The sequence below is a fragment of the Paraburkholderia suaedae genome (genome assembly GCF_040812055.1).
In the GTDB taxonomy this organism is placed as follows: Bacteria; Pseudomonadota; Gammaproteobacteria; order Burkholderiales; family Burkholderiaceae; genus Paraburkholderia.
In genome coordinates, this window is the sequence record NZ_JBFOAH010000024.1 from 44,443 (window position 1) to 62,041 (window position 17,599).

At 58.8% G+C, this 17,599-nt stretch carries 21 protein-coding genes; 10 read left to right on the forward strand and 11 right to left on the reverse strand.

Going from position 1 to position 17,599, the window contains the following annotated elements; translation table 11 throughout:
• Window positions 1-136 precede the first annotated feature (136 nt).
• Window positions 137-331 carry a hypothetical protein gene (locus ABQJ48_RS27395; protein WP_367841094.1) on the forward strand — a complete coding sequence of 65 codons (195 nt, stop codon included), beginning with the start codon at window positions 137-139 and terminating at the stop codon, window positions 329-331.
• Between the two features lie 7 nt (window positions 332-338).
• Here ABQJ48_RS27395 and ABQJ48_RS27400 read toward each other — a convergent pair whose 3' ends face one another.
• The 7 genes from ABQJ48_RS27400 to ABQJ48_RS27430 form a co-directional block, all read right to left on the reverse strand.
• Window positions 339-464: a hypothetical protein gene (locus ABQJ48_RS27400; RefSeq protein WP_367841095.1), complete on the reverse strand. Its 126-nt coding sequence runs from the start codon at window positions 462-464 to the stop codon at window positions 339-341.
• Between the two features lie 940 nt (window positions 465-1,404).
• Window positions 1,405-1,641: a hypothetical protein gene (locus ABQJ48_RS27405; RefSeq protein WP_367841177.1), complete on the reverse strand. Its 237-nt coding sequence runs from the start codon at window positions 1,639-1,641 to the stop codon at window positions 1,405-1,407.
• Window positions 1,642-1,646: 5 nt separating this feature from the next.
• On the reverse strand, window positions 1,647-1,937 hold the full coding sequence (locus tag ABQJ48_RS27410; RefSeq protein WP_367841178.1) for a hypothetical protein: 291 nt from the start codon (window positions 1,935-1,937) through the stop codon (window positions 1,647-1,649).
• A gap of 621 nt (window positions 1,938-2,558) precedes the next feature.
• Window positions 2,559-2,765 carry a hypothetical protein gene (locus ABQJ48_RS27415; RefSeq protein WP_367841096.1) on the reverse strand — a complete coding sequence of 69 codons (207 nt, stop codon included), beginning with the start codon at window positions 2,763-2,765 and terminating at the stop codon, window positions 2,559-2,561.
• Between the two features lie 700 nt (window positions 2,766-3,465).
• Window positions 3,466-3,675, reverse strand: coding sequence for a hypothetical protein (locus ABQJ48_RS27420; RefSeq protein WP_367841097.1), 210 nt, complete (start codon window positions 3,673-3,675; stop codon window positions 3,466-3,468).
• Window positions 3,676-3,786: 111 nt separating this feature from the next.
• Complete coding sequence (locus ABQJ48_RS27425) at window positions 3,787-4,158, reverse strand: response regulator (protein WP_367841098.1); 372 nt, start codon at window positions 4,156-4,158, stop codon at window positions 3,787-3,789.
• Between the two features lie 765 nt (window positions 4,159-4,923).
• Window positions 4,924-5,580, reverse strand: coding sequence for a response regulator transcription factor (locus ABQJ48_RS27430; RefSeq protein WP_367841099.1), 657 nt, complete (start codon window positions 5,578-5,580; stop codon window positions 4,924-4,926).
• Between the two features lie 1,121 nt (window positions 5,581-6,701).
• On the opposite strand from ABQJ48_RS27430, the gene ABQJ48_RS27435 reads away from it, so the two are divergent.
• From ABQJ48_RS27435 to ABQJ48_RS27460, 6 genes are all read left to right on the forward strand, one after another.
• The gene (locus ABQJ48_RS27435; protein ID WP_367841100.1) at window positions 6,702-6,938 is read left to right on the forward strand and encodes a hypothetical protein; all 237 of its coding nucleotides are present in this window, start codon (window positions 6,702-6,704) and stop codon (window positions 6,936-6,938) included.
• 553 nt (window positions 6,939-7,491) lie between these two features.
• Window positions 7,492-8,139, forward strand: a complete 648-nt coding sequence (locus ABQJ48_RS27440; protein WP_367841101.1) for a class I SAM-dependent methyltransferase — start codon at window positions 7,492-7,494, stop codon at window positions 8,137-8,139.
• A gap of 100 nt (window positions 8,140-8,239) precedes the next feature.
• Complete coding sequence (locus ABQJ48_RS27445) at window positions 8,240-9,094, forward strand: porin (RefSeq protein ID WP_367841102.1); 855 nt, start codon at window positions 8,240-8,242, stop codon at window positions 9,092-9,094.
• Window positions 8,998-9,384, forward strand: a complete 387-nt coding sequence (locus ABQJ48_RS27450; protein WP_367841103.1) for a porin family protein — start codon at window positions 8,998-9,000, stop codon at window positions 9,382-9,384. The genes ABQJ48_RS27445 and ABQJ48_RS27450 overlap by 97 nt, the downstream gene beginning before the upstream one ends.
• A 216-nt stretch (window positions 9,385-9,600) precedes the next feature.
• Window positions 9,601-9,978, forward strand: a complete 378-nt coding sequence (locus ABQJ48_RS27455) for an SDR family NAD(P)-dependent oxidoreductase (protein WP_367841179.1) — start codon at window positions 9,601-9,603, stop codon at window positions 9,976-9,978.
• 448 nt (window positions 9,979-10,426) lie between these two features.
• Window positions 10,427-11,026: a response regulator gene (locus tag ABQJ48_RS27460; protein ID WP_367841104.1), complete on the forward strand. Its 600-nt coding sequence runs from the start codon at window positions 10,427-10,429 to the stop codon at window positions 11,024-11,026.
• A 452-nt stretch (window positions 11,027-11,478) separates the two neighbouring features.
• On the opposite strand, the gene ABQJ48_RS27465 is transcribed toward ABQJ48_RS27460, so the two are convergent.
• The 3 genes from ABQJ48_RS27465 to ABQJ48_RS27475 all read right to left on the reverse strand — a co-directional run bounded on the left by ABQJ48_RS27465 (window position 11,479) and on the right by ABQJ48_RS27475 (window position 13,067).
• Window positions 11,479-11,952, reverse strand: coding sequence for a response regulator (locus ABQJ48_RS27465; RefSeq protein ID WP_367841105.1), 474 nt, complete (start codon window positions 11,950-11,952; stop codon window positions 11,479-11,481).
• 435 nt (window positions 11,953-12,387) lie between these two features.
• Window positions 12,388-12,585 (reverse strand): hypothetical protein, encoded by a 198-nt coding sequence (locus ABQJ48_RS27470; RefSeq protein ID WP_367841106.1) that lies wholly within the window; start codon window positions 12,583-12,585, stop codon window positions 12,388-12,390.
• Window positions 12,582-13,067 carry a response regulator gene (locus ABQJ48_RS27475; RefSeq protein ID WP_367841107.1) on the reverse strand — a complete coding sequence of 162 codons (486 nt, stop codon included), beginning with the start codon at window positions 13,065-13,067 and terminating at the stop codon, window positions 12,582-12,584. The genes ABQJ48_RS27470 and ABQJ48_RS27475 overlap by 4 nt, the downstream gene beginning before the upstream one ends.
• Before the next feature lie 455 nt (window positions 13,068-13,522).
• Between ABQJ48_RS27475 and ABQJ48_RS27480 the strand changes: the two genes are divergently transcribed.
• Window positions 13,523-15,364, forward strand: coding sequence for an ATP-binding protein (locus ABQJ48_RS27480; protein WP_367841108.1), 1,842 nt, complete (start codon window positions 13,523-13,525; stop codon window positions 15,362-15,364).
• 160 nt (window positions 15,365-15,524) lie between these two features.
• Complete coding sequence (locus tag ABQJ48_RS27485; protein WP_367841180.1) at window positions 15,525-15,887, forward strand: response regulator transcription factor; 363 nt, start codon at window positions 15,525-15,527, stop codon at window positions 15,885-15,887.
• 43 nt (window positions 15,888-15,930) lie between these two features.
• On the opposite strand, the gene ABQJ48_RS27490 is transcribed toward ABQJ48_RS27485, so the two are convergent.
• Window positions 15,931-16,587 (reverse strand): response regulator transcription factor, encoded by a 657-nt coding sequence (locus tag ABQJ48_RS27490; RefSeq protein WP_367841109.1) that lies wholly within the window; start codon window positions 16,585-16,587, stop codon window positions 15,931-15,933.
• A gap of 394 nt (window positions 16,588-16,981) precedes the next feature.
• Here ABQJ48_RS27490 and ABQJ48_RS27495 point away from each other — a divergent pair, with 394 nt between their 5' ends.
• A complete protein-coding gene (locus ABQJ48_RS27495) occupies window positions 16,982-17,494 on the forward strand; it encodes a hypothetical protein (RefSeq protein WP_367841110.1) in 513 nt (170 codons plus the stop codon).
• The last annotated feature ends 105 nt before the right edge of the window (window positions 17,495-17,599 follow it).

The window sequence follows — 17,599 nt, forward strand, 5'->3', positions numbered from 1 at the left end:
CGTGGCTGGTATCGGACCGCTCGGGCGGACTGCGTAACTTGAACTCGTAAATACAAAGTAGGTAGGTATGGCTCTGGTTGTGAAAGCGAGGCGCCCTGACGGAGCGCCGGCCCCCCTTAGACTCAGGCTGCGTCGGATGCTGACTGCACATGAAATCGCGACGCTCTTGCTGCTACTTAATGCGCCTGTCGAGGTGATGGCTGCGACGCCGGACGTTGTGGCGCTTCGCGAAGTCGGGCTGGTCCAACTGGTTGAATCAGAACAAGGCGAAGCCACGTTCACCCTTACAGCGGAAGGAAATGCTGTTTTGCGCGTGCTGGGCGCCGGATGATTCTGATTCAAAGCGAAATATGAGCGGCCATATGGAAGTCTGACCAGGGAAACGTTTCAGCGGCCGCCATGCCCGCCGCCGCCATGTCCTCCCCCACCTCCATGTCCACCATGCCATCCACCGTGCACACCATGCCATCCGCCGTGCCAACGGTACCCGTGCCAGTGATAGCCGTACCAGCCGCCCCAGGTGCCGCAATCGCCCCAAAGACTGCAGGTCCCGTACCCCGGCCCGTAGAAAGGATAGCCGTAGACCGAATTGTATGGCTGCGCTTCTCCGTATGGCTGTGCATCTCCGTATCCTGGTGCGACGGCGCAACCAGCCACGCTCGCTGTCACCGCGAGCAACGCAATTAACTTACGCACGAAGCTCTCCCGAAGCTGACGGCGAGACACGTCGCGGGTGCGGAGAGCCGCGGGAATGGTTGCGGCAGCCGAAACCTTCGAAAGAATGCTTGCTGCAAGTGGCCAGTCGAGTGTGTGTTCGGGTTGGCGATTTGATAGACATCGTGTGTTGAATCTCCTTTCGTAGCTAGTTCGGTGCCGCCGCCGTAGCGCTAGTTGCCCGGCAAAGACGTTGCTCATGCGCCGGCGGCAAAACAGAAACTTGGGTGTGAGTCCTGGCAACAATGGCGCCCAAGAGTTAAGAAAGCCTTAAAAAGCAGTTACGCCTTGTAACCATCGCCGGGCCGGTAATCAAAATCGCCCGCGTCCCGTGAGCGAGGCAACGAGCCGTCACATAGCGTTTCAAATCTATTGGTCTTGCAAGTCGGAAGGTCCGTGGAATCGCCAGGTCTTTGCTCTGCGCTCGACCGGTTGGGCGGCGCCCGACGTTCTGCCAACTGAATACGAACCGTGACGTAATGCCGCATCGCGCAGCCTGGCTTTCAGGTGCGACCGGGCGAGGCAAGCTGATATCTATTCAACCCTCGAAGCTGCTGCTTCGAGGGTCTTGCAGCCACATGGACGTTATACGACCGGGTTCGAAGCACGGTAAGAGGAGTGAACCTCTTGCACAACTAACGTCGGGTTACGTTGAACCGGACACGATGAGGCGTTCATCGCACCAATTTCCTATCGAATGCTTCGCAATTCAGGCCGCGTGCGAACGTTACGGGTTACGTCGCCACGCAAATCCCCGCGCGGCACCTGCGGCGTGGAATTGCGGACGCGCTCGCCCTGTTGCCAGGCCCCGACCGTGACTGGCCGGTTCGGGCGCCAGTTCAATTCGTGCGGCCTTTCTTGCGAAAAAGCTGGTGCGGCCATCGATGAGACAACAATGCCGGCCAGAAGCAGTGCCACTGGTTTCACGTTGGCTACCAGCGGCGATAGTCGTGATGTCCGCGCGCATACCAATCGCGCCTGCTCCAATAACGGTGTCCGTCCCAATACCGGTCACCATGCCAGCCGATGAAGAGCCCAAGGCCCGCGATGACTGGCGCTGGTGCGTAGACGGGCGGCGGTGGCGCATACACAGGCGCCGGCGCGACATACACGGGCGCCGGAAGGCCGATATTTACTCCGAGATGGACCTGGGCCATCGCTGCGCCCGAAAGAGTCAGCGCGATTGCGCCGAGCCCTAGTGAAAACGTCAGGTGTTTGAACATCATTTCGTTGCCTCATTGCTCGATTTGATGCTCACACTGTACGGGCACATCTGCCCGGCTAAGTTACGGGCCTGTAACCGCTAATGCGGCAGTAAACAAAATCGCCGCATCTACAGAACCAAGCAATCGGGTCGTCATACAGCGTTTCAAATGTATGGCTCCCGCAAGCCCGAAAGGCCCACGTAATTGACACGTCTTTGCTCTGTGGGTGAACCGTTGGGCGGCGCCCGACGCTCTGTCAATTGGACGCGACCCATGACGTGATGCCGCATGTCGCTCAATAACGCCGCGAGTATCGTGATGATGCGGGACACGGACGACGCTTGTACCGTCCATTTGGGCGACCCCGGACGTCGGAGTCAAGACCTGAAGCAGAAAGTCACAATCGAAACGTTCGTCGCATTCTAACGTGGTGACCGGTTTCGAATCGGTCGGACGGCTATGTGAGTATGTGCGGTCAAGCTCTCGCGCGCACCATACACGCGCGACGGCAACCAGTCTTGCAACGGGCCTGCATTTCATCGTGAAAAGCATTTGTCCGCAGCTAATGCATGACGCTGACGGCTCTATTTCTCTATTGCATCCCTACCAGATGTGAGCCTGTCGAGCAGACCTTGGCCGCTACGCCGGCGCTTCTGCGAGGGCGAGAGTTCGTTCGGCTTTGAGCAGGCCGCCCACCATTCTCGCTTCGGCCTTGGCGATGCCACCAAGCGATGCCAGTGACAACTGGCGGCCAAAGGTTTCGAACGCCCGACATAACCGTGCATAGTCGACATCACTCATTAGCCATACGCCGCCTTCTATCTCCGTAGCGTCGATATGCAGCATCGCCGCGTGCGCCCATCGTATGTACTCAATTTCGTCTCGAAGGTATCCGAGCCGACACAGCTCTTCGGCAACGAGTAATCGTCGGCCCAAAGTCGTAAACAGCGCGCGCGAGCCATGACCTCGCCGGAACGCGTCCAACGCTGTGTAGCACTGCAAAAGCATTGTTTGCGTTACGGGCTCGTGTGCAAGCTGACTGAACGTAAGCGCTCGGAGCAGCGGTGATATGGCAGCTCGGCTGTCGTTTCGGGTTCGCGATTTGCTCGACATGATTAGGTGAATATCCTTCCATAGCTATGACGCGCGATGCGGACACCTTGCAATTTTCTTCCCGTCCGTAGGGGTACTGGATAGGGCATACTGCTCAGGCATCCATTGACTTGAATTCGGAGTAGAGAACGACATCACAGGCATAGTCCACTCGCCTAACGTCGACTCCGACCTCAAGATATCGCAGGCCCGGGCTTCGGCGCGCTTGCCCTCGAAATATGCGCCTGGCCTGCAGCCACACTCTTCCGCGCCGTGGCTGACTCTCCCACGGAAGTCCCATATCGCGATGTGCTTACTCATCTGCTTCCCCTCGGGTCGTTGCACAGAGGGACAGTCCGCGCGAGCGTGATTGTCGACCGCAAGCACGGGAGGTAGTTCAGCAGGGACCTGACGTAGAGTACCTGGAGCCACGGGTCGATTCAGAGCTAGTGCATCACTGCGACTCGAATGCGTCGAGTCGCGCTTGCGCAATCTCGCGCGGGTGTTGACAATGGTACGCATCGAACAGTTCTGAACATAGCTGCGCAAGTGACGCAAGGCCCGCCGCCTGGTCTGCGTGCTCGACCTCTCCTGCGTTGAGCACGTCATCGAGAAGCGGAGCGAGACGACGCAGTCGCACAAACATCGCGGCATCCAGTTTCATTTTGGACCTGCTGTGGCCAGATGAGCGAAGCGGACCCTCAGACACTCAGCCTCAGGCAATGCTTCACGAGTGAGATATGCCTTTCCATTGCTGGCGTATCGACGTGACCGGTCAAGGCGCCGACCCTACTGTGACCTGCGGACTGTGCAACTCAAGCAGTTCCAGTAGGCGCGAGGCTGCGACCGGCTTTCGAAGAAACGCCGCCACTTGCAGGTGAGGCTGCGGTTTCGCCACTGCTGAGTTGAGCAACACAGGAATAGTTGCGAAGTCAGGCTCAGCCGCGAGCGCGCTTATGAGGGCGGGACCGTCCATGACGGGCATCATGAAATCCGAAACCACGATGTCCGGGCGCCTTCGGCGCGCCGCGTGCAGTGACTCATGTCGGTTCGACGCAGTCATAACCTCGTAACCTTCCGCGCAAACCAGCGTCTCAATCGCCCGAAGCTGGTTCATGTCGTCGTCGACCAGTAACACTATCACCATGACCCGTCCCCAAAGCTGTGGCTGTTCGTCGCCCGTCTGGCCGACAACAGCTATTCCGCTGCCCGAGCGCCGCCTCGATGAGGGAAGAGTAGGTTTTGCCGGAGAGCGAATCTACTCTACAGTGGGATATGCTGATGCCGCGTTGGTGTAACTCGCTTATACGGGAGTATGACTGGGCGAGGGGATTTAACGCGCGGTGTCGAACCGCGCATGGTCCAGCCCCGCCTTGACCCAGAAGGCATTCTTGTCGTCGCGGCTAAGGACTCCGGGCCCGGTATTCGCGAGGACAAGCGTCCGCGACCCTTTTGAACCGTTCTTTACGACACGCAGTTCCGGCATGGGAACGGGGCTGGCTATTTCCAGTTCTATTATTGAGCCCACCATGGGCGAATCTGGGCCTCCAATCACCCTGAAGCTGGTGCGACGTTCTCGTTCAGCCTTCCGCCAGCCATGACGCAGGAGGAGATGCGAAAGTGACGCGCGGCGACCCGCGCGCATGGTTCGGTTCACATATACAGTCGTCCGATGTCACTGAACGCCGTTGTGAAGTAATCTGCCAGTCAGGAGAGGCGGGCGTCACCGACCCCACTTCATTCCGAGAGAGAATTAACCGAGGGCCTCATTTTGCAGCGGCGAGTAACGGCGCACTTGTGGTGCTGCAGAAGCCTTACGAGGCCGCTACTTTGACTCACTGGCTCTCGGTCGCTCTCGGAAATCCCTAGCGAATCATCGAGGCTGTGCAGGAGTGCTAACCCACGGCGGCGCTCAGTGGTGACCGCCGTGGGGCAGACGGGGCTCGATACCAAGCGATTCGGCCTTGCGGACAAGGTCTGGCATGGAGCGCGCGTTCATCTTGCGCATCACCTGTGCACGGTGAACCTTGACCGTGATTTCCCTCAGGTTCATCTCAGCGGCAATCTGCTTGCTCTGCAGGCCGGACAGCACAAAGCCCATCACCTCTTTCTCGCGCGGTGACAGGGATTGGTACAAGGCGCGCAGACCGGCTAACGCAGTTTCTGCCGCGAGCCGCTCGCTGTCCCGCGCCAGGGACTGAGCCACTGCGTCGAGCATATCCTGGTCCTTGAACGGCTTGGCCAGGAAGTCCAGCGCACCGGCCTTCATCGCCTTCACCCCCATCTCGATGTCTCCATGACCGGTCATGAAGATGACGGGAATGCGCATGCCGCTCTCGATGATTTCCTGATGAAACGCCATGCCGCTTTTCCCGCGGAGCCGTACGTCCAGGATGAGGCAACTCGGCCCTGCGGAGTGAGGAAACCGGAGAAATTCGTCCGGGGACTCGAACGTTTCGACGCGCAAGCCTACTGAGCGCAATGGCATGTCGAGAGCCTGCCGGATTCCCTTGTCGTCATCGACGACATAGACGACCGGACCGTCGTCTCCCGCGGTTTCAGTCCTCATTCGGTTGTCAGACCATCAGTCATCCGGGTACCTCGCGAAGCCGGAACGCGGTCGCATCACATCGCCTGACAGTGGAGTGGGTACTCACCGTCTCCGGACAGCGCGGCAAACACCACGGTACCTTCCGGCAGAATCACCGGCAACCCATCGAAATTACCTGCGAGCCAGAGGCACCCGCTGACGAATCGAGGAACGGGCACCGTTTCCCAGTGTGTGCCCGCCCCGACAGCTGCTGATGACTGGCCGACTTTTCGCGACCATTCCCGGCGGCCGCCAACCTGACGCGCAAGTCCTTGAACCCGAGACGCTTAGGCATCCTGTTTGTGTCAAAGTAAGCTGACAATGTATTAAAGGCGCGCCGCATGTTGCGTCGCATCAGACCCCGGAGCTGATTATGAAAACGCTGGATGCAACGTCGCGCGCGGGCGGCGTCGTTGCGGTGGTGGTCCTGTCCGCAGCTTTGTCCGGTTGCTACTACTACGTGCCCTACGGCTACGTTCCGTACGGCGAAGTGTCGGCGGCAGCGGCGCAGCAGCAATATTCTTTCTCGCTGCCGGACGCAGCCGCGACCCATGCGGCCGCGTCAGATGCAACTGCATCGACGAGCACCGCTATCGCGCCAGCCGCGCCCGTCTTTGTCGTGCCTGCGTATTACCCCGTCGCGTACCTCAGCACTGCTGCTGTCCGATGCGCCACGCATGGCGGTGCTGCGTTCGCCATAGCTCGAGTCGGTGACTGCCGCTCTGCCCGAGCAAGGTTCTCATTGATGTCGCCGTCGCGGCTCTGCTTGCGCCCAATACGCCGAAGTGCTTACCGTGTTCGGCGCGACAGGATAGAGGATTTCGCGAACTGGAGAGCGAATTGTGCTGCGATGGCGTCAACGGAGTTTTCTGCTTTGCCATCAGGTTGTTATGCTGGATGCCAACGATTTGTCCGCAGCTTTGCTAACAAAATCTGTGGGCAAGTTGGCGTGACTCAAGAGCGTTGGGGCTGTCGTGAGGCGCGAGAACCTTCTCCGCTCGTGCGCCGCCGACGCTGTTCGCTCTAGGTGGCGACTTCTCCCGCTACCAGGAATCACATTCTCACACGTGAACTCGCAATCTCCCTTGTCGGCGACGCGCTTGGCCAAGCTTGGCCAACTCTTTGGGCCGCTCAGCCTGCCGCCGGACGAGTACTTTCCTGACCGCAATCGAGTTGATGTGCGCAATGCGCCTCGGGGCGACGAATGCGCGGCAGCGGTGATAATAGCAGCAGGGTTGGACGGTGCGGACTTCACGGGAGACGACTGCGCGGGGCTGCTGTCGGTTCTGGAAGCAGCGGTGACGATGGTGGAGCGGTACGAACTGGCCGCAGGGTAGTTGACTCGGTAGCTGCTTCGGCGAAGAGCGAAGACTATCGGTGTCGCACGGCGACCGATTTGCGCGGCAAAATCGGTCAGCGCGGTGGCTCCACGGCGCCGCGCTGCGCTCGTCCCGGTCTTCAATCCGCGGGTCCGGTATGTGCCGAAAAGTCGCCCGCCGTCGACAAACTCGCCAGAGCGGCAGTGTGTAAGGTTCGTGGTAACAAGGTAACGACGATAACAGGGCGTCGCACTGAGCCGAGGCGAACCGTCGTGCCCATACTCGCATCGGGGGTGTACTTCGATTCAGAATCAAAGACCTACAGTGCGTGCCCGCAGGCTGTCCACAGCGTTGCCAACAGAACGCGTGGCGTGAAATCACACATCACTCCGGCAGCACGAATTCCGGCGCGCGCTGTGCAGCTTGATGGGCACCGCTTAAGAAGAAACCTTGCCGACAGGCAAATGGATTGTGACGGAACTCAAGGCCGTTACAGTTGTCCGAAGGACCGTCTTCGATTGGGGGCTCATGGTCCCATTTGAGTAGCATTCTCCGGACAAAGGCTGTTTACGTGAATCTTTCTTTTTTAAAACATTGGCTAAACAATCCGGCCACTGTCGGCGCCGTGGCTCCTTCCTCCCGATATTTGGCTGACGCGATGACACAAGGTGTAGCAGCGTTTGACGCGATAGTTGAGATTGGCGCTGGTACGGGGGCCATCACGGAAGCGCTTGTACAAAAAAATCCAAATGCAAGACTTATCCTGTTCGAGCTTGACGAGGACCTTGCCACGAAGCTCAAAAAGCGTTACCCGCAGGCCGAGGTTGTGGCCGGGCCTTTCCATGAAAAAGCCGGAACCTTAACGGAGTTGCCTGAGCGGACGATATTTGTGTCCGGCCTGCCCTTCCGCTCTTTGCCGAGCAGGATGATTGCACTCACGATAAATACCTTAACGGAGTCCCTACGGGTTTCGCCAGTGCGTAAGCTTGTACAGTTTACCTATCAGCCGCGTGCTCCGTTTGCTCCACCAACTGGTTTTCTCTGGCAACGGCATAAGACAGTTTGGCGAAATACGCCGCCCGCAAGCGTTTGGCACCTTACGCAGTATCAAGGTCGTTGGCAGCAGTCTCTCCCTGCATCGATTCAGAGGCATGACTGCAGGGATTCAAAGACCACTTCTCAATGCCTTCAAGGAGTTGGGGCGGAACTCCATGGCTGAGGGTTTCGTTACTGAGGCGGAGAAACGCCTTCACCGCTTCGGCACGAACCATGGGAAGACGCAGGGCTAGCGCCGGCCGCAGCACCGGAGTCGACATGCAATGCACATATTCGAACGAAATGCCGGTCTGCGCTGGTGTCGTGACCAGGTCGAACTTGAATACCTCAGCGGCCTTTCGGAACTCAACCACAGCAATCTGAACAACAGCGCGGGGTCGAACAGTCTGGTCAAGTTCGATGATGGTGTGGCGCAGGGCAATCGTTGGGGCGTGCGCGGCGGCGAAGACTTGGGAGGTGGCGTGAGGGCTATCTTCAACCTGGAAAACGGGTTCAGTGTTGGCAGTGGCGCGCTAAATCAGGGTGGGCGCGAGTTTGGTCGTCAGGCATTTGCGGGGCTGTCGAAGAGCGGTGTGGGGTCCCTGACCTTCGGTCGGCAGTATTCCCTCTCACAAGATACCCTCGCCCCGTTTTCGAATGGTGGACAGACGGTTGCGAACAACTACGCCTACCACATTGCGGACGTCGACCAACTTACGGCGAGCCGCGTCGACAATGCGGTCAAGTTCAAAAGCGCGAGCTATGCCGGGCTGACCTTCGGCGCGCTTTACGGGTTTTCAAACCAAGCAGGCGCGTTCGCAGGGACGCCGGCGCCGAGCGCGAGCGGCGGCTCGGGGCGCACCTATAGCGTGGGTGTACGCTACGTGAACGGCCCGTTTGCTGCTGGCGCGGCACTGACGGACGAGCGCTACCCTGGCGCAACCAATTACCCCTCGCCGACCGCTTTCTCGAATGTGAATCCGGCCAAGCTCACCTCGACCATCCAGGATTCCGCACCTTCGGCGTCGGCTCGAGCTACCAAATGGGAGCAGCGACGATTTGGTGCTTGTATTCGAACACCCGGTTCGTTCCCGTCACCGGCACAACGACGACGTTCGAAGCGTATGACCTCGGTGTGAAGTATGCCTTCACGAAGTCGATGATTGCGGGTTTGGGCTACACCTACATGAACGCCAGCAGCAACGGCATGGTTAACCACTGGAATCAGGTCAACACCAGTGTCGACTACTCGTTTAGCAAGACGACCGACGTGTATCTGCTCGGCATTTATCAGGCGGCATCTGGCCATGTCGGTAACCGGCCGCTGCAGGCGATTATCGGTTCCAGTCAGACCGCATATCTTGGCGCATCCGGCCCCGACGCGAACAGCCAGCTTGCCATGCGCGTCGGCATGCGGCGTAAATTCTGAGCCAAGTAGACTCGCAATAAGCGCTCGCTAGCCGAACGCGAGAGTCATTGTCTGAAATTTGGCACCCTTATAGCAAAACCCGGCCGCCGAGGCCGACGTCTTTTCGCTTTAGGCGCTCGTCCGCGGAGCGCGGGGCATTCCGCTTGCGGCGATACTGACCGGCGCCGGCCGAAACGATGTTGCTCAAGGCTTGTCACTAGGTGACCACAGTCGCCGCTGCTTAAGGAGGGTGCCTCAATCATTCTCACCGGTTCCACTGGCGCGACGACCGGCATCCCTTCATTTAATTTGTACTGTGCAACTAAAGCCGCCATTCGCAATTTCGCACGGGGCTGGATTCTAGACCTTGCGCCACGGAAAATTCGCGTCAATGTCCTCGTGCCGGGCGCGACATCGACACCGGGCTGGCACCATCTGGCTCCGTCGAATGAAGCGCACGACGGAATGGTGAAGTTCGTAGAATCGACAACCCCGCTGGGCCGCTTGGGTAACCCTGACGAGACAGCTAGCGCAGCTCTCTTTCTGGCCTCCGACGAAAGCAGTTTCGTAAACGGACGTGAGCTTTTGGTCGATGGCGGGTCGGCGCAGATTTAACCTGCGGTTGCAATGAAGGTCAGTCCGCGAGAGCGATGGGCACGAGCGACGAAGTCGTTAGCGTTGACAATGCGTATGGGTTGACAAAAAGTAGACGCGCACGCCATCGGCCCATATGCACTTTGTACGGCGACGGATGCTAAAAGACCACGCGTGGCCGCAAGTGAGCGGAGTGCGGTCCACGAATGGCGCGGTTCATTGTCTGCCGCCGTGACTTCGCAGTTCGTGCGGCGCAATTACGCACAGTAACGTTCTAGACGAGACGCCAACGCATGACGTGCTTACCCCGGTTTTTGGATTTAAGCAGTTTTCGGGTCTTCATGTCTTCTGCCTCTCCGGGAGTGCGCCGACCGCACTGACCACTAGAGAGGGCGATTCGCAAACATCGCGTAGAAGTTGGGCACGCTCGTTGCTCGCGTCGCCTATGTGACACCGCACCACTTGCGCCATGTCCACTGTGCTGCTGGTCGATGATGATTTAGAGAGTCTGTGCGCGCTGCAGCTTGCGCTGGAGAGCCGGGGCCATCATGTCCTTCTTGCAGAAAGCGGAGGTGATGCGCTGCGAAAACTCGCTCACGTGCCCGCAAACGCCGTTGTCACCGACCTCGAGATGCCAGAGATGGATGGAGCAGAACTGTGCAGGCGGTTGCGGTGCCAGCCGGTATTCGCCCAGCTACCGATTGTCCTCATGTCGGCGGCGCCTGAACCGACGGTTGGGCCGCTGTGCTGGACAATGTATCTCCGCAAGCCAGTGGACCTGTCCTCGCTGTTGCGTGCGCTTGACTGTTTCGTTGCGCACCGGCTGACCGCGACGTCGGGCAGCAGCCCCGAAGCGGACCGGCGGCCTCGCGCTGGCAGCCGGTCGACTCCCGCTGCCGGCCGAGTGATGACGGAGCCCCTTGAAATAACACATCCGTGGCAAGAAGCCGCGTCGACCGTCTTCACGCTAGTAAGCGCCACGTTCAGCGCAAACACGAATTTGGGGGCGAGATACACGGGAGCTACGGCGGAGATTGCGCAGTGGTGGCGGCTTGGTATTGCACCCTAGCCGGCTCATCGGGGCACTTTTTGGTGCGGTGAGGCCCGTGGGCAACGGGATGTCAAAGCCAGGGAAAGCGCGACTTCCTCTTCGTGGTCGGTGCGCTCGACGTGAAGCGTTGAAAGGCCGTGCCATGGGCGAGGTTGACTACGAAGGAAGCTAGGAAATACATGGAGTGGTCCGAGATAGGAGAATTGCGATGTGATTTATTTAGGTGTATGAAGCATGCTACAACGTCCAACGTCCCGAAAACTGCAGCCACAGTAAAACCGTCTTCAACTTAAAGTTGACAATCAGCGCGTCTACCTCGGAGAGAGCGGTGCGAACAGTTCTCGCTGAGCGCAGGCGCGCATACCTCCCAGTCACTGCGGTTGCACCCCGAAGCTTTGCGCAGCGGCGCGGCTCGGAGCCGAGTCCACGGCGCTTGAGGCGGCACCATCCAGGAGGACATTGCGGAAACGTCATGGACATGGATTCAGCAAACGTCGTACCGATGCTAGCAGCATCTGCATGGATACGGGCTTAAGCAAAAACTCGTCCCCTAGTGTCGCATCGGCAGGGTCCAGAGGGTCAGCGCTGGTGAGAATGACAGGAGTCCGCGCGAACTTCCGTCCGAGCTTCAAGTGGCGGCAAAAATCAACGCCATACATTATTGACGTCGACCGGTCTGTGATGATGAGGTCGGGCTTTTCCCCGTTAGCGGCGAAAAGCCCCTCACGGCCATTGTTAGCGGTCAGGACGCGATAAGCTTCCAATTGAAGGATGCGTTTCCATGCGGTCACGATGCTGCGTTCTTCATCCACGACAAGAATTGTCTTCATTTTTGCTTGCGGAAAGAGGGTATGGGACGTACCGGCATCGCATTCGTCACGCATCTGCCTGACCGCCGTTGCTCGGGTTCCAATGATTTGGGAACGACGCTCGTAGCTATCCATTGGCGAGCTTTTCCCTTCTTCCGAAAAGAGTGAAGCAGTAATCGCACGAAAGGTCGCCTACCCAAGACTCGCGGCTACTGGACGCAGATTGCGCAGAGGTCGACGGTACGGCGATAGATGTTCCTGCCTAGCCACGGCACGAACGTGTACTCCGAATACGCGTTGCTTCCGACATATATCCAGTTATGCAGAATGGCTGACACGATGACTCGCTGTCTCGATGAGAAAAGAGTAGGTTTTGCCGGAGGGCAAATCTACTCTACGGTAGGATAGGTCAGTGCTGCGTTAGCGTAGCTTGCTTATACGGGCATATAAACGCACCGACGATTCCAGAGCGGCGTCGAGCTGCGAAATAACGGAAGACATTGGTATGGAATGCGAAGGAGAACATGTTCGCCTATACCTGGAGCTGCCAGCCAGTCCACAGGTGATGTGTTACTGCGACTCAAGGGCGTCGGCTCGCGCTTGCGCAATCTCGTCCGGGTGGTGCCGGTTGTAAGCGTCCGATAGCTGGGCAAGTGACGCAAGGCCCGCCGCCGGGTCTGCGTGCTCTACCTGTCCTGCGTTGAGCACGTCATCAAGAACCGGAGCGAGACGACGCAGTCGCACAAACATCGCGGCATCCAGTTTCATTTTGGACCTCCTGTGGCCAGATGAGCGAACCGCACCGTGAGACACTCGGCCTCAGGCGATGCTTCACGAGTGAGGTATGCCTTCCATTGCTGGCGTATCGAGGTGACCGGTGAAGGCGACGACCCCACTGTGACCTGCGGACTGTGCAGCCGAAGCAGTTCGAGCAGGCGCGAGGCTGCAAAAGGCTTTCTGAGAAACGCCGACACCCGCAGGTGGGGCGGCGGTGTCGCCAGCGCTGAGTTCAGAAGGACAGGAATAGTTGCGAACGCAGGCTCGGCCTCGAGCGCGCCGATGAGGGCGGGACCGTCCATGACCGGCATCATGAAATCAGAAACCACGATGTCCGGGCGCCTTCGGCGTGCTGCCTGCAGTGCCTCATGCCCGTTCGACGCAGTCATAACCTCGTAACCTTCCCCGCAGACCAAAGCCTCAAGCGCCTGAAGCAGGTTCATGTCGTCGTCGACCAGTAATACCGTCACCATGACCCGGCCCCAAAGCGGTGGGTTTTCACTTCTCTGTTTGCCGGCAACAGCTATTGCGCTGCTCGCGCGCGTTGCAGAGGTCGAATGCCCGCTGATTTGCGGGGCTTTGCGCTGTCATCACGGCGAGCGCTGTGTCGATGAGACAAGAGTAGGCTTTGGCGAAGGACGAATCTACTCTACGGTTGGATAGGCCGACGCCGCGTTAGCGTAATTCGCCTATACGAGCGTATAACCGCGGTGAGAAGACTTATCGAGCGATGTCATACTGCAACAAACAGGCAAAAGCGCTCCGCGTCTCGGACCGATACAGCGCCTGTCTGTTCGCCCGGCAGATTTTTTCATTCTTTAATTAACGCGGGAATGAGAACCGAACGGTCGGGGAAGTCGAAAGCGTCGGCTCTTGTCCGGAGACCAATGCAGGCGGCTGGTGCAGTTACGCAAAGGGGACACGTTCTGTGCGGGCACTAGGTTCTTCACATGAAAGCAGAAGCCCGGGGTATCTGGCCACATTGTGGCTTGGAGGCTGTATCGCGCTCGGAGCAGTTACTGCAACCTGCGTCCTTCTGGACCAGGAAGAGAGCACCGCTGGCTTCTTCCTTCTGGTTGCCGTTGTTCTCCTGTCCCTGCTGGACAGCTTCATCTCATCGGTCATTTTCTCGGTGGTTGGCGCCGCGCTGCTTAGCTATTTTTTCACGGAACCAATCGATAGCTTCCACATGAGCAAACCTAGGGATTTTTTCTCCCTTGTTGCCTTTCTCGTCACGTCAATAGCCATCACCACCCTTGTCAGGCGGATTGACCGGGTTGAAAAGACGCAGCGCGCTCAGGCACAGCTGCTGGAGCTGACACACGACATCATCATCGTGCGCGATAAGAACGACGTGATTACGTACTGGAATCAGGCAGCAGAGACACTCTATGGATGGAAGAAGGAAGAGGCGATTGGGAAGTCCATTGACGAATTTCTGAATTCGGTGTTCCCGCTGCCTCGAGATGAGCTCCAGCAGATTTTCCTTCGCGACGGCCAGTGGGAGGGCGAGTTAGTTCATACACGGCGGGATGGCACCAGGATAATCGTGACGAGCCGCTGGGCTCTGCAGCGCGACGGCTCGGGAAAACCGTTGGCCACGCTTGAGACCAACAACGACATCACGCAGCGCAAGCATGCCGAAGAACTGCTCCGGAAGAGTCAGGCGCAGTACTTCGCCGAAGCGCAGAAGCTGAGCAGGACCGGCAGTTTCGGCTGGAATGTCTCGACCGGCGAACTCTTCTGGTCCGAGCAGACTTCTTCAATCTTCGAATACGACCCGGCGGTCGTGCCCAACATTGAACTGGTCAGGCAGCGGGTGCATCCAGACGATATTCCCCTGTTCGAGGAGAAAGTTGCAAACGCGCGCAGTTTGGCTGCCGAGTTTGACATCGAGCATCGTCTGCTTTTTCCTGATGGACGCATCAAGCATCTCCACGTCGTCGGAAAGATAGCGGACGGTCAGCCGGATTACAGAAAGTTCATCGGGGCCGTGATGGACGTGACGCGGGCGAAGCAAACAGAGGAGCAGTTGCGGCACGCGCAAAGCGAACTGGAACGCGTCAGCCGGGTAACAGCGCTTGGTGAGCTGAGCGCGTCAATTGCCCACGAAGTGGGACAACCCCTTTCCGCCATCGTAACGCACGGTGAAGCATGTCTGCGGTGGCTGCATCGCCAGCCTCCGGACATGGGAGAAATCGAGGGCTGTGTGAACCAGATGACAGACCAGGGAAACAGGGCAGCAGAAATCGTGCAACGTGTGAGGAAGCTCATGAAGGGGGAGCCGCCGGACCGGGCTCCGATTGCAATCAACGACGTGGTCGAGGAGGCAATTGCTGTTATCAGGCGGGATATTGAGCGCCAGAGTGACTCGCTGACACGTCGTCTTGCTAGGGACCTACCGCTGATACTGGGCGACCGTGTGCAGCTCCAGCAGGTGCTCGTCAATTTAATCATCAACGCGCTGCAGTCGATGGCGAGCGTCAACGGCAGGCGCGAACTTGTCGTCCAGTCCCGCCTTGACCCTGAAGGTAATGTTGTCGTGGCAATCAAGGACTCGGGGGCCGGCATCCAGGAGGCCAATCTTCCGCAACTCTTTGAACCGTTCTTTACGACACGCAGGTCCGGGATGGGAATGGGGCTGGCTATTTCCAGTTCTATTGTTGAAGCCCACCGTGGGCAAATCTGGGCCTCCAATAATCCTGACGGCGGCGCAACGTTTTCGTTCAGTCTTCCGCCAGCCATGAAGGAGGAGGAGGTGCGAGAGTGATATACGGGGCGACCGGCGCGCAGGTGGTTCAGTCTACATATGCGTTCGTATCATGTCACTGAATGCCGTTGTGAAGTAATCTGCTAATCAGAGAGGTGGGCGGCACCGACCATACGTCATCCCGAGAGTGAGAGTAATCGAGGGCCCCATTTTGCAAATCATGCCAGTTGTTTCGATTGTCGACGACGATAAGGCCGTCCGTGTTGCGTTAAGCAGCCTCATCCGGTCGCTGGGCTGGCACGTGCGCATGTATGAGTCGGCAGAAGAATTTCTTTCGTCCGGGCAGGCCGCCCAGACCTCCTGCCTGATTTCCGATATCCGTATGCCCGGGATGTCGGGTATCGAGATGCAAGAGCGCCTGCGTGCCGAGGGACATGCCCCGGCCACCATCTTTATCAGTGCATATCCGACGCCGGCATTGCAGGCAAAAGCGGTGAGTAACGGCGCACTTGTCTTGCTGCAGAAGCCTTACCAGGCCGCTGCACTGACTCACTGGCTCTCGGTCGCTCTCGGAAATCCCTAGCGAATCATCGACGCTGTGCAGAAGTGTTAACGCACGGCGGCGCTCAGTGGTGACCGCCGTGGGGCAAACGGGGCTCGATACCAAGGGATTCGGCCTTGCGGACAAGGTCCGGCATCGAGCGCGCCTTCATCTTGCGCATCACCTGTCCACGGTGAACCTTCACCGTGATTTCGCTCAGGTTCAGCTCCGAGGCAATCTGCTTATTCTGCAGACCGGACAGCACAAAGCCCATCACCTCTTTCTCGCGTGGTGACAGAGATTGGTACAAAGCACGCAGACCGGCTAACGCAGTTTCTGCCGCGAGCCGCTCGCTGTCCCGCGCCAGAGCCTGAGCCACTGCGTCGAGCATATCCTGGTCCTTGAACGGCTTCGCCAGGAAATCGAGCGCGCCAGCCTTCATTGCCTTCACCCCCATCTCGATGTCTCCATGACCGGTCATGAATACGACGGGAATGCGCATGCCGCTATTGACGATTTCCTGGTGAAAAGCCATGCCGCTTTTCCCGCGGAGCCGTACGTCGAGGATGAGGCAACTCGGCCCGGCGGAGTGAGGAAACCGGAGAAATTCGTCCGGGGACTCGAACGTTTCGACGCGCAAGCCTACAGAGCGAAGAAGCATGTCGAGGGCCTGCCGGATTCCCTTGTCGTCATCGACGACATAGACGAGGGGACCGTCGTCTCCTGCGGTTTCAGTCCTCATTCGGTTGTCAGACCATCAGTCATCCGGGTACCTCGCGAAGCCGGAACGCGGTCGCATCACATCGCCTGACAGTGGAGTGGGTACTCACCGTCTCCGGACAGCGCGGCAAACACCACGGTACCTTCCGGCAGAATCACGGGCAACCCATCGAAATTACCTACGAGCCAGAGGCACCCGCTGACGAATCGAGGAACGGGCACCGTTTCCCAGTGTGTGCCCGCCCCGACAGCTGCTGATGACTGGCCGACTTTTCGCGACCATTCCCGGCGGCCGCCAACCTGACGCGCAAGTCCTTGAACCCGAGACGCTTAGGCATCCTGTTTGTGTCAAAGTAAACTGACAATGTATTAAAGGCGCGCCGCATGTTGCGTCGCATCAGACCCCGGAGCTGATTATGAAAACGCTGGATGCAACGTCGCGCGCGGGCGGCGTCGTTGCGGTGGTGGTCCTGTCCGCAGCTTTGTCCGGTTGCTACTACTACGTGCCCTACGGCTACGTTCCGTACGGCGAAGTGTCGGCGGCAGCGGCGCAGCAGCAATATTCTTTCTCGATGCCGGACGCAGCCGTGACCGGTGCGGCCGCGTCAGATGCACCTGCATCGACGAGCACCGCTATTGCACCAGCCGCGCCCGTGTTTGTCGTGCCTGCGTATTACCCCGTCGCGTATCCGTACTACGGGTGGCCCGCGTGGTGGGGACCATCGGTGTCACTGAGCTTCGGCTATTGGGGCGGATGCTGTTACGGCGGCGGCCGGCACGGCTATTGGGGCCACCCCGGCTATTGGGGCCATGGATATCGGGGCGGTTGGGGCGGTCATGGCGGCTGGGGTGGGCACGGATACTCAGGGGGTGGTATGGGCGGCGGTCATTACTGGGGCGGTGGCGGCGGCCACGGGCGTTCGCATTGAGCGCCACGAGATACTGTCGTGTTCAACAGTTCCCGAACAGCCGAACCCGTGGGCGAAGCGGAGACCGGCCGCCAACGCGCGATTGCGGCGCCCCGTAATATGCAA